Annotated in this window: 1 protein-coding gene; it reads left to right on the forward strand. The window is 59.3% G+C overall.

Translation table 11 applies throughout. The features are described from left to right. The coding region (locus tag FO441_RS12515; RefSeq protein ID WP_186365561.1) for a LuxR C-terminal-related transcriptional regulator at positions 1-564 on the forward strand (564 nt) is incomplete at its 5' end. Positions 565-568 lie beyond the last annotated feature (4 nt).

Below are 568 nucleotides of genomic sequence, written 5' to 3' on the forward strand. Positions count from 1 at the left end.
GTACACGGCGATTGGTGGACGATATGGCACCATACCGATACGTTCAGCCTCGATTATCTGGCGGAGTTCTGCCCCGATGCAGAGTTAGCGGCCTATAGTCGCCGTAGTCGCAAAGAAGTCGGCGGGCTGGGCCGTAACGTCACGGTGTTTGATAACGTGCGTGAATGGGCCTACAGCGCCGTTAGAGAGTTTTGGCGGCCTAACGGGTATGAGGCTTGGGCGGATGCGGTGAGAGCTGCTTGTGAGAGCGCCAATGCGTTTGGGCGGGAGCAGGGCGGCCCGCTGCCCGTGTCGGAGATCAAGGCCACTGCCAAGAGCATCGCCCGTTGGGTATGGAACCGGTTCACTCCCGCAGGGTTTAGCCAGGTGCAAGCGCATAGAGGGGCCAAGGGCGGTAAGGTATCCAAGGGAGGGGGACGCCCTCGCAATAGCGGCAGGGCCGACGAGTTGTTACCAGAGGTTCTCAGGCTCAAGGCTATGGGTTATACCAACCGCGATATTGCCGAGGATCTGAAGATTTCGGCTGGCAGTGTGTCCAACTACCTCCGTCGTGAGCGTGAGTGATCAA

It is taken from the genome of Salinicoccus cyprini, from assembly GCF_007713705.1.
GTDB classification, from domain to species: domain Bacteria; phylum Bacillota; class Bacilli; order Staphylococcales; family Salinicoccaceae; genus Salinicoccus; species Salinicoccus cyprini.